12 protein-coding genes, 1 tRNA gene and 1 other RNA gene are annotated in these 11,442 nt (G+C 30.5%); 1 reads left to right on the forward strand and 13 read right to left on the reverse strand.

The features are described from left to right. Positions 1 to 86: 86 nt before the first annotated feature. From queA to pheA, 8 genes are all read right to left on the reverse strand, one after another. Positions 87 to 1,112 carry a tRNA preQ1(34) S-adenosylmethionine ribosyltransferase-isomerase QueA gene (gene queA / locus OREMA_RS0102800; protein WP_018247763.1) on the reverse strand — a complete coding sequence of 342 codons (1,026 nt, stop codon included), beginning with the start codon at positions 1,110 to 1,112 and terminating at the stop codon, positions 87 to 89. A gap of 3 nt (positions 1,113 to 1,115) precedes the next feature. Then, positions 1,116 to 2,330, reverse strand: coding sequence for a SpoIID/LytB domain-containing protein (locus tag OREMA_RS0102805; protein ID WP_018247764.1), 1,215 nt, complete (start codon positions 2,328 to 2,330; stop codon positions 1,116 to 1,118). Positions 2,331 to 2,381: 51 nt separating this feature from the next. After that, positions 2,382 to 2,585, reverse strand: a complete 204-nt coding sequence (locus OREMA_RS0102810) for a DUF2905 domain-containing protein (RefSeq protein WP_018247765.1) — start codon at positions 2,583 to 2,585, stop codon at positions 2,382 to 2,384. Continuing rightward, positions 2,586 to 3,578 carry a Holliday junction branch migration DNA helicase RuvB gene (ruvB, locus tag OREMA_RS0102815; protein ID WP_018247766.1) on the reverse strand — a complete coding sequence of 331 codons (993 nt, stop codon included), beginning with the start codon at positions 3,576 to 3,578 and terminating at the stop codon, positions 2,586 to 2,588. Positions 3,579 to 3,598: 20 nt separating this feature from the next. After that, positions 3,599 to 4,186: a Holliday junction branch migration protein RuvA gene (ruvA, locus tag OREMA_RS0102820; protein ID WP_018247767.1), complete on the reverse strand. Its 588-nt coding sequence runs from the start codon at positions 4,184 to 4,186 to the stop codon at positions 3,599 to 3,601. 137 nt (positions 4,187 to 4,323) lie between these two features. Further along, positions 4,324 to 5,124: a BofC C-terminal domain-containing protein gene (locus OREMA_RS0102825; RefSeq protein WP_018247768.1), complete on the reverse strand. Its 801-nt coding sequence runs from the start codon at positions 5,122 to 5,124 to the stop codon at positions 4,324 to 4,326. Positions 5,125 to 5,281: 157 nt separating this feature from the next. Further along, positions 5,282 to 6,046 (reverse strand): YebC/PmpR family DNA-binding transcriptional regulator, encoded by a 765-nt coding sequence (locus OREMA_RS0102830; RefSeq protein ID WP_018247769.1) that lies wholly within the window; start codon positions 6,044 to 6,046, stop codon positions 5,282 to 5,284. Positions 6,047 to 6,125: 79 nt separating this feature from the next. Continuing rightward, on the reverse strand, positions 6,126 to 6,971 hold the full coding sequence (pheA, locus tag OREMA_RS0102835) for a prephenate dehydratase (RefSeq protein WP_018247770.1): 846 nt from the start codon (positions 6,969 to 6,971) through the stop codon (positions 6,126 to 6,128). A 150-nt stretch (positions 6,972 to 7,121) separates the two neighbouring features. Here pheA and OREMA_RS0102840 point away from each other — a divergent pair, with 150 nt between their 5' ends. Continuing rightward, positions 7,122 to 7,301 carry a hypothetical protein gene (locus OREMA_RS0102840; RefSeq protein ID WP_018247771.1) on the forward strand — a complete coding sequence of 60 codons (180 nt, stop codon included), beginning with the start codon at positions 7,122 to 7,124 and terminating at the stop codon, positions 7,299 to 7,301. Between the two features lie 368 nt (positions 7,302 to 7,669). Here the strand turns inward: OREMA_RS0102840 and rnpB are convergent. From rnpB to OREMA_RS0102860, 5 genes are all read right to left on the reverse strand, one after another. Next, positions 7,670 to 8,028, reverse strand: an RNA gene (rnpB, locus tag OREMA_RS18245) — RNase P RNA component class A. A 163-nt stretch (positions 8,029 to 8,191) separates the two neighbouring features. Then, a complete protein-coding gene (locus OREMA_RS0102845; protein WP_018247772.1) occupies positions 8,192 to 8,923 on the reverse strand; it encodes a zinc ribbon domain-containing protein in 732 nt (243 codons plus the stop codon). 281 nt (positions 8,924 to 9,204) lie between these two features. Continuing rightward, positions 9,205 to 10,323 carry a Nif3-like dinuclear metal center hexameric protein gene (locus OREMA_RS0102850; protein ID WP_018247773.1) on the reverse strand — a complete coding sequence of 373 codons (1,119 nt, stop codon included), beginning with the start codon at positions 10,321 to 10,323 and terminating at the stop codon, positions 9,205 to 9,207. Positions 10,324 to 10,369: 46 nt separating this feature from the next. Next, the gene (locus OREMA_RS0102855; RefSeq protein WP_018247774.1) at positions 10,370 to 11,059 is read right to left on the reverse strand and encodes a tRNA (adenine(22)-N(1))-methyltransferase; all 690 of its coding nucleotides are present in this window, start codon (positions 11,057 to 11,059) and stop codon (positions 10,370 to 10,372) included. Positions 11,060 to 11,326: 267 nt separating this feature from the next. Continuing rightward, positions 11,327 to 11,402 (reverse strand) — tRNA-Asn (locus OREMA_RS0102860). Between the last annotated feature and the right edge of the window lie 40 nt (positions 11,403 to 11,442).

Raw genomic sequence — 11,442 nt, forward strand, 5'->3', positions numbered from 1 at the left:
TAGTTTACAGTTGACAATTTACAGTTTACCGTTAAAAGAATTTTATATTATTTTTGATTTTCAAGGTCTTAACTGTACACTGTCAACTAAATAATAAGCATCCCATCTCCAAAACTATAGAATCTATATTCTTCCTCTACTGCTTGCTGATATGCTCTCATAGTTAAATCCTTACCTGCAAAAGCACTGACTAGCATTACTAAGGTAGACTGAGGTAAGTGAAAGTTTGTGATTAAAGCATCTACTAGCTTAAATTCATATCCTGGATAGATAAAGATATCAGTCCAACCTTTACTAGCTTTAACTTTACCATTTTCATCAGCTACTGTTTCTAGAGTTCTAGTTGAAGTTGTTCCTACTGAAAAGACTTTATTTCCCCGCTTTTTAGTCTCATTAATTATCTGAGCTGTTTCTTCTGATATTTCATAATATTCCGAATGCATATCATGCTCTTCTATGGTATCAACCTTAACTGGTCTAAAGGTTCCTAATCCAACATGTAAAGTAACATCTACGATATTAACCCCTTTATCCTTTATTTGAGCTAATAAGTTATCAGTAAAGTGAAGTCCTGCTGTTGGAGCAGCAGCAGCTCCTCTTTTTTTAGCATAAACTGTTTGATATTTATCGGCATCATCCAACTCTTTAGTGATATATGGTGGTAAAGGCATATTACCTAGTTGATCTAGTATCTCTTCAAAAACGCCATCATATTCAAACTCAACTACCCTACCTCCAAAGTCAGTCATATCTTTAACCTCAGCTACTAACTCTTCATTACCAAATACAATTCTTGTTCCTATCTTAACCTTACCATTCGCTCTAACTAATGTCTCCCACCTATCAAGTTTAACTTGATTTAATAGCAAAATCTCTACTTTGCCACCAGTCTTTTCTTTATGACCAAATAAACGGGCAGGAATTACTTTAGTATTATTTCTAACTAAAGTATCTCCAGGATCAAAATAATCAACAATTTCTTTAAAAATCTTATCTTCTATCTTATCTTCTATTTTATTAATCACCATTAATCGTGATTCATCTCTTGGCTCCATCGGTTCTTGAGCAATTAATTTTTCTGGTAATTCAAAATCAAAATCTTTAACCTTCATCAACTATTCCTCCAACTCCATTTTTGTAATCCTAATTCCATGATAATAATGTTTTAATATCTCTTGATAACTATAACCTTCTTTAGACATTTTATAAGCACCCCATTGGCTCATTCCTACTCCATGCCCCCAACCATAACCTGAAAATACATAGCTATCATTTTGATCTTTTAGCTTAATCTTATTATCTACTCCTAATCTTTCTATATCAAAAGAAAATCTACTTTTATTCCTGCTTAATCTGAGACTCTTATTTTTTACTATAGTAAATCTAGTACTTCTTAACCCTAACCAAAATCTAAAACGCGAGCTATCAATATCATAATATTTATTATTTATATCATGAATCCTAACCAGACTTGGTCTTCCAGAAGGACCTATATTTTCTAAAGTTATTTCTTGTAGATCTTTTATTACAATATTTTTAGTTACTAATATCTTTTCTATCTCCCTTTTAGAATATTCCCTTTTCCAACTATAATGTGGAGATAAATCATCAGGTGAAGATACACTTTGTAAATAAGGTGTTTCACTACCCCAAATAGTTGATCCTTGAGCAGTTTGTCCTCCTGCGCTAGAATGATATACTGAAGCAATCAATTCACCTTGATATGTAGCAACTTCATTTTTAGTCTCCCTTACTGCTTTTAAAGTTCTTGGGTGTTCAAAAGCAACACCTTTGTAAGCTTGAGATCTAACAGTAGCAGATAGATTATAGCCTTTACTTAAGTGAGAGGCTATATTTCTTAAAGCATAGGTTCTAGCTACAACTGTCTGTGCTTTTAAAGATTCTAATGGCCAATTAGCATTAATCTCACTACCTACTACACTGGCTAAATAATGATCAAATTTAATATTATTAATAACTGTTAAGCCTTGATCAGTATTTAGAATTTCTAAAAACCCTCTGTATTTTCTACCATTAACACTTAACAAGTCTTCTGATTTCAAAGGATAAACTATATATCTATCTTCTTGAAAGACATTTTGGCCAAATAAAACAAGATCATTCTGACTAATGAAATTATATGCTTTATCTAAATTTAGGCTTAATTCTAGACCATTATCTAGTACAACTCTAATCCCATTATCTGCTTTAATCAAAACATCATCAACATTATCTAATAAACCAACCTTAACTCTTCTAGATTGGGCCTCACTAACAGGAGTTAATAAGATTAATATAGTTAAAGTTACTACTATTATTTTTAATTTCATCTTATTTTATCATGCCTTTCTTAAACAGATTTTTACTTAAATTAAAAAAATTCATCTAAATAATTTTAAAATAAATGAAATAATAAGACTAAGTAATATACTTGTTGTCAAGGGAAAATAAAAACTAAAATTTTCACCTTTAATATTAATATCCCCTGGCAAACGTCCAATTGGAAATCCTAATTTTATAGCTATCCCTAAAAAAACTAGAATTATTCCAATTAAAATAACATGTCCACCTATTATATCTCTCATTTATTTATCAACCTCGATATTAAAATGATTATAAGCCATCTTAGTTACCTTTCTACCTCTAGGTGTTCGATTTAAGTATCCCAGTTGTAACAGATAAGGTTCATAAACATCTTCAATAGTTTCCTCTTCTTCATTAATAGATGCTGCTAGGGTAGATAGTCCAACTGGACCACCATCAAAGTTATCAATTATAGTCATTAATATCTTTCTATCGATTCTATCTAATCCTAATTGATCTACATTTAATCTTTCTAAAGAGCTTTGGGCTAAATTAGCAGTGATGATGCCATCACCCTCTATTTGAGCAAAATCTCTAACCCTCTTCAAAAAACGATTAGCTATTCTAGGAGTGCCTCTAGAACGTAAAGCAATCTCCTTAGCACCAGCCTTTTCAATCCCTACCTGCAATACCTTTGCTGCCCTCATAATAATCTTCGTTAATTCATCTTCATTATAAAATTGCAAACGATTAATAACCCCAAAACGATCTCTTAAAGGAGAAGTTAAGCTACCAGCTTTGGTTGTAGCACCAACTAGAGTAAATTCTGGCAAGTCCAATCTAATTGATCGTGCCTGTGGTCCACTACCAATCACAATATCTAAAGAAAAATCCTCCATAGCCGGATATAAAATCTCTTCTATCACCCTACTTAGACGATGAATTTCATCAATAAATAAAATATCATTTGGTTGTAGTTTTGTTAAAATAGCAGCTAAGTCACCAGGTTTTTCTATAGCAGGACCTGATGTTGTTTTAATATTTACTCCCATTTCATTGGCAATAATATTGGCTAAAGTAGTCTTACCTAATCCTGGAGGGCCATATAATAAAACATGATCTAAAGACTCTCCTCTTTCTAAAGCAGCTTGAATAAAAACTCTAAGATTTTTTTTGATCTGCTCTTGTCCGATATAATTTTCTAAGCTACTAGGACGTAAATTAAGATCTATATCTTCTCTTTTTTCTACAGGTGAAACAAATCTATCTCTCATAATTATGCTATCCTCCTATACTAACTCAGATGAGCTAAGGACCTTTTAATAATTTCTTCTACACTTATATCCTTATCTTCTTTGCATATCTCTACTACTATTTTATATACATCACTTTGTTTATACCCTAAACTAACTAAGGCTTCTATAGCATCATTAGTTCTAGTATCTACTATCTTTGAAGAAGTATCATCTAATATATTATCAAGCTCTATCTTCTCTTGCAACTCTAAAATCAAGCGCTTAGCTGTCTTATTTCCAATTCCTTTAATCTCTTTTAAAGTATTTATCTCATTATTAATAATTGCTAATTTGAAATCCCTAGTTGGCATAGTTGCTAAAATATTCAAAGCCACTTTAGGACCTATTTTTGATACATTTAACAATTGTTCAAAAAGTTCTAAATCACTTACTGAAGAAAATCCATACAATGAAATATTATCTTCTCTGACATAATGATGAGTATGTATTTCTAATTCTTCACCTATTGTTGGTAAATCTTGCTGTAAACTATCTGGTATATATACCTTGTAACCTACCCCATTTACTTCCACAACAATATATTCTAAATTATTCCTAATTAAATTACCTTTTATATATGCAATCATCTTCTTACCTCCCTCCTTTTAACTTCAATAATAATTGATAAATTCCTGTATTAAAAACAAAAAACAGCCTAGTAAAGACTGCTTAGATTAGGAAATTTATAGGTATCTGTAAAAGATAATTATACTAAGATTATTATTTATCCTTCATCAGCACTTCTAAAGCCTTCCAAGATACTTAATAATTCTTCTTGACTATCTACCTCTATACCTTTAATCAGGTCTTTTTTATCTTTATCAGATAAATTCTTTACTGCTATATCTTTTTTTATCTCCTCTAATTCATTTTCTTCTAAACTCTCACCTCTATAAACTGCTACATATCCATCTTTAACTCCTAAAAATATTTTATTTTTTATTTCTTTTTTCTTATCTTCTTGATTAACATCCTTCTTAGTTTCTACTTCTATGGATCCCATTTCAAGATCATCTATAACCTCTTTCTTCTGCTTAACATCTATATCCTTCTCTTTACTCTTTGGTAAATTATCTTCTTTTACTTCAATAATTATTTTCTTAGAGTCTAAAGGGGCTTTAGTTTGCTGATTAAAATTCAACTTTCCCTCACTAAAATCAAACAAAGATTCTATTAGCAAAGAAGTATCTTTTTTTTCTTCTATTTCCTGATTAAGATCATTAAATATGAATTCAAATCCTTCTAATAGCTTTTTATTATTGATCTTGTCCAAACTTCGATTAATCTTCTTTTCCTCTTTCTTAATTATATCTACTATATTATTATTAGCAGTTCTCATCTTCTCTTTTATCTTAGAGTTGTCTTTATCGCTATCTTCATTCTTATAATTCTTTTCTGTAGGGGGACTTGTCTCTAATTGTTTTAATTTATCTGAATTTAAAGATGAATCTAAGCTAATATAAGTTAATCCAGCAATCAATCCGATAACAATAGGAATTACCCATAACTTGAATAAACTCTTCATCAAACCCCTCCTGTAGTAAATAACATTAAATAAAAGTTAATATTATTTTTGTTACTATTATCTCCAACTTAATTATTATTATGAAGATAATCGTTAAAAGAGTATATTCAAAATAAAATAACACTCAAATGTATGATACACTTGAGTGTTGAAAAGATTAAATTTCATCTTCAATTTCTTCCATAACTTCATCTGGAATATTAAAGTTAGCATAAACCTCTTGTACATCATCATGATCTTCTAAAGCATCTATCAACTTCAATACCTTCTTAGCTTCACTTGGATCTGTTACATCAAGTATATTCTCAGGAATCATAGCAACATCTCCGGAAGAAAATTTATATCCTGCTTCTTCCATTGCTGTTCTAACCTCTTTTAAAGCTCCTGCTTCAGTTATTATTTCTACACTATCTTCTTCAATATTAATGTCCTCTGCTCCAGCTTCTAAAGCAGACATCATAATCTCATCTTCATCAATCTCTTGTTCAATACGATCAATAATTAATTGACCCTTTCTTTCAAACATCCATGAAACACAACCATTTTCACCTAGGTTTCCACCATTTTTAGATAGAACATGCCTTACCTCTGAAGCAGCACGATTTCTGTTATCCGTCATAATTTCCATATATAAAGCAACTCCAGCAGGAGCATAGCCTTCATATACAAATTCTTCGTACTCAACACCTTCTAATTCTCCAGTACCTCTTTTAATAGCTCTTTCAATATTATCTTTAGGCATATTAGCATCCTTAGCTTTCTGAATAGCTAAAGCCAAATCATTATTGGTTTCCGGATCTCCACCGCCATTTCTAGCAGCAACAGTAATCTTTTTAACTAATTTAGAGAATAACTTCCCTCTTCTTTTATCTTCTTTTGCTTTCTTATGTTTTATATTGGCCCATTTAGAATGTCCAGCCATTGTAATACCCCCTTCGATACAATTTCACCTAACTATTTTAACATAGATTTATCCAATTTTCAATTTTAGATAGATCAAATCAACTTACACTGTAGTCATCTATCACCATTGATTTAGGATAAGAACCTAATAACTTGTACCAAGAAGCCTTATAATTAACTAAATCAAGAGCATCTTCAAGCATTTTTTCTTGATAGTGACCTTCAAAATCTATAAAAAATATATAATCACCTAATAACTTCTTAGCCGGTCTAGATTCAATTCTAGTTAAGTTAATTCCTCTAATAGCAAACTCATGTAATATATCATATAGAGCTCCTGGGTGGTCCTGTCCTAAAGAACAAATAATTGAAGTCTTATCATTAGCAGTTGCTGAAACTTCTTCTTGTGATAAAACAACAAACCTGGTCCAATTTTCTTCATTATCTTGAATTCCCTTTCTTAAGATTTCCAAGTTATAATGTTTAGCAGCTTCACTATTTCCAATAACAGCCCAACTATCATCCAAATCATGTAGCTTTTCTGCTCCCTCGACTGTGCTATTGGTAAAATGAACCTGATAATCCACTAAATTATCTTCCAAAAATGAACGACATTGTGCTAAAGCTTGAGATATAGACATAACATGTTTAATCTTATCTAATTCTACTGTCTTTCTAGTTAATAAACTATGTTTAACGGGAATAATAACTTCACTAATAATCTTTACATCATGCTCTACCAACAAATCCAAAGTCAAGGTTACTCCACCTTGAATTGAATTCTCAATTGGCACAATAACTTTGTCCACTTCTCCTCTGCTAACTGCATTAATCAATGCTTTAATGTCTCCATAGGGAATATACTCATCTATTCTCCGAGCATATGTCTTTGCAGCTATTTCTGTAAAAGTTCCTTGTGGCCCTAAAAATCCTAATCTACTCACTACTCTCACTCCTAACAAATAATATTTTAATAATTTGATAATACAACTATTTTAAATATTTAACAGTTAATATTATAAAAAGCACTTTAACATAAAATTCTAAACTACATATTATATAGTAAAACAACTATATATAAGGAGGTGTAAGATATGCTCAAATTATTTAACGGAAAAGAAAATGATCCTAAAGAAAAACCCAAAGAGAAAAAAGACTTGTATGACCCTTATACTTTATTTTTAATTCTAATCCTCTTAATTTTATCAGATCCAGAAACCTATTCATTAGGCCTACTCAAGTCTTTTAAAAATAAATCTAAAGTTTCCTCCTAAATATTGTTTAGACACCTGTTAACAGGTGTCTATTATCTGATAAAATAAGAACAATACCTATTCTTTTATAATTAATTAGTATTCAATTTTATCTAACTTATCCTATTCTCGCCTATTAAATCTAATATCTATTTTTGAAATCTTTTTTTATAAAACTTTTCCTTTATCTAAGCTTTTTTAATCTTTATTTACTTCTTCTTTTAGATCTCCTGCTCACTATTATTAATATTATATATTTAGATATCCTTTTCCACAAATTATATAGCTATTATTTTTTACATTATATAAATAAGCTTTACTTTTACTATGTATAAACAAAGATATAAAAAAACACCACTTTAAGTGGTGTAAGAAATTTTATATAAGAACAAATAAGCAGACTTATAAGCCGGGTTCTGTACCCTCACGGGCAATGATCATCCATCTAGGGTGACAGTTGCCTGCCACCTCAAGCGACCTACCCTGGAAAGATGAGCGAGCTACTCTTAACCTTTTCCTACTTGGTCTTGCTCCGGATGGGGTTTACCATGCGGACGCTGTCACCAGAATCCCGGTGCGCTCTTACCGCACCCTTTCACCCTTACCTGTGCCTAAAAGGCCATCGGCGGTTTGCTCTCTGTGGCACTTTCCCTCGAATTACTTCGGCTGGCCGTTAACCAGCATCCTGCTCTATGGAGCCCGGACTTTCCTCAAGTATAAACATACTTACGATCATCCAGTCTACTTATTTGGTTCTGTCTTAATTACTGTTTAAGATTATAACACCTTTATTTTGGATTGTCAATAAAATAATTTTCAATTTTATCGCCCAACCACAACAAATATAATAACAATTAATTCAGTATAAGTCAATAAATTCAGCAATACATTTTATTCCAATTATAATAATTCTATAAATTATCAATATTTTTTTTCTTAGCATAAAGTATTCTGCCACAATTTTCACAGAAACTTATATTATCATTACTTTCAACTTGATCAATTAAATTAACAGGCAAAGACATTCTACAGCCCATACAATATCCATCATTCATCTCTACTACAACAACCCCTTTTTTTCTACTATATAAATTATTATATTTTTCCCACAGCTCTTTGCCTAGCTTCTCTTTTAACTCTTCTTTAACTTCTTCTATTTTATTCAACTCTAATTTTAATTCTTTTTCAATATTTAAATGGTCATTTTTTAGTTGAGAGATCCTTTGACGTTTTGTCTTTATATCATCTTTCAAGACTGATACTATTTCTTCTTTTTCATCTAATTCCATCATTAATTCTAATAATTCCTCTTCTAACTCTGCTTTACTCTCTAAAGTATGATTTAATTTTTCTTGTAATTTTTCTAATTCTTTAGGATTAGAGTTATTGCCACTATACAGCTGTTCTTCATAATCATCTTCTTGCCTTAATAATCGAGCATCTTGAAATTCTTCTTCCTTTATCTTATCTTTTAATAAATTCAACTCTTCTTCTTTAGTTACTAAATCTTCTTCCTTAGTATTTAAACTTTCCTTTAATCTCTGTATTTCTATCTCAATCTCTTCTTTCTCATTATTTTTATCGATCTCTTTCTTCTGATTATCTAATTCTTGTAATTGATATAATAATGTTAAATCACTCATAATCTATGCCCCCTTAAGTTAATATCCTTTTATATAAATCGGCCTAATATGGTTATCCAAGTTTAAGGTAAAGCTTAATGGATATAAAGTGACACTTTTAGGTGCTAGGTGATAGGTCATAGGAGTTAGTAAGATCTTTCTATGTCCTAACTCCTAACGCCTAACTCCGAAACTGTCGCTTTATTTATCTATAACCTCACATTTATATTTTATTCTACATTCACAAACCTATATCAAAGTTAAAATATACATAGAAAAAAGCAGGCCATAATATGACCTACTCAAATTATTTGAAAAGGATTAGTATTAATTTCTGATCTTAATACACCTACCTTTAAATTATTCTTCTTTATTTTTTCTAATAAATATTCCACCATAGCATCTTTCATAATCTTCTCAGTACCATAATGACCAACATCGATTAAAGAAATCCCTTTTTCCTCTGCTAGTTGGGCATCATGATATTTAATATCTCCAGTTACTAATAAGTCTGCACCTTTAAATGATGCTGTTTTAATAAAATCAGCACCACTCCCACTACAAATAGCAACTTTATGAATTTGACTATGAATATCCCCTACCAATTTAAGATTTTCTAGCTCTAATTTTTCTTTAACTAATTTAATATATTCTTCTAAAACTATCGCTTCCTTTAAGTATCCTATTCGTCCTATACCAGATTTTTGTCCTTGATTATCTAAAGGATAAATATCATAGGCAACTTCTTCATAAGGATGTGCTTTAAGCATTTTATTAATGACTTTATGTAATATTTTACTTGGAACTATAGTTTCCAAGCGATATTCTTCTACCTGATTAATTTCACCTTTAGAGCCTAGGTAAGGATTGCTATCTGCTAAGGGCTTAAAACTACCAACACCTTCTTGCTCAAAAAAACAGTTACTGTAATTGCCAATCCAGTCTGCTCCTGCTTTACCCATAGCTTCCTTAACTTGATTTATTGCATTCACAGGTACAAAAACAACTAGCTTTTTTAAACTTTCTGACTTAGTCACCTGTAAAATATCTGTATTAGTTAATTGTAATTTTTTAGCTAAAATATCATTCAATCCACCTTCAGCAATATCATAATTGGTATGTGCTACATAGATAGAAATATTATTCTTAATAGCTTTTTGAATTAATTTACCAAGTGGTGTATTAAATCTCAGATTAGAAATACCTTTAAAAATAACAGGATGATGAGCAACTATTAAATCAACATCTTTTTCAATCGCCTCTTCTAATACTTGTTGATTTACATCTAGAGTAACTAAAACTTTATCTACTTCTTGATTATAATCACCTATTTGCAATCCAATATTATCCCACTCATAGGCTAAATTCTTAGGTGCTAACTTGTTTATTAAATTTGTAACTTGCTGTAACTTAACAGACATCCAATAACCTCCTTACTCATACCAAGACTACAACATATTTCTATAGCTATATCTTCAATTCAGATCTAAGTTCTGCTAAATTTCTAATTTTAGTCTTTAAATAATTAATCTTTGGATTTTCAGCATCATTTTCTGAAATTTTATCAATAACCTCTTGCCATTTTTTCTCTAACTCATTAAAATAATAATTTAATAAGCTATCTCTATTTTCTAATAATTTTGGCCCTAACTCTAATATGAACTCATTATTTATTTCCATATTTCCAGGTCTAGCAGCTATAATTTGATATAACCTATCATCTTCTCTTACTAAGGATTCATCTACAATCTTAAAATTATTATTAGCCAACCATTTACGCAAAGACCCTGCCCCAGCCATAGGTTGTAAAACTAACTTTTCTAGACCTTGAGCTAAATTATAATCATCTTCTAATATATTTATTATAGTTCTACTTCCCATTCCAGCAATAATAACTTGGGTAACCTCATTTCGATCTAATACTGATAACCCAGAACCTTGCCTTACTTCAACACGATCTTCAATACCAGCTTGATGAATATGTTTTGATGCTGCCTGACAAGGTTGTTTATTATAATCACTAGCAATTAACTTAGAACAATCAGTATTGTTAGCTAAATATATTGGTACATAGGCATGGTCAGTACCAATATCTGCGGTATTAGCTGGTAAATCTAACAGTTCTATTACTTTTTTCAATCTAGGTGATAAATTCATAATACTCTCCTTATGTAATATATTCATTATTTTAAGTAAAAATCCTTTTAATTATTAAAAAACCTTAGTGTATGATCATACACTAAGGTTTTTATCCTTTATTTATCATTTAAATATGATTATATTTAAATTAAATTTTTAATTGCTACTCCCAAAGCAAAGCTATATTAGTAAGATAAAAATCTTATATACTAAGCTGCTAGAAGATGGGAGCTAAACATAAAGCAGCTTATAAACAATTTATGTAAATTGTTTATTAAAAAATAATGGCTCCCCGAGCAGGACTCGAACCTGCGACAAAGTGGTTAACAGCCACTCGCTCTACCAACTGAGCTATCGGGGAACATCAACAATTAAAATTATATATTAACTAAATTTAAATT

This window comes from Orenia marismortui DSM 5156, assembly GCF_000379025.1.
Classification (GTDB): Bacteria; Bacillota; Halanaerobiia; order Halobacteroidales; family Halobacteroidaceae; genus Orenia; species Orenia marismortui.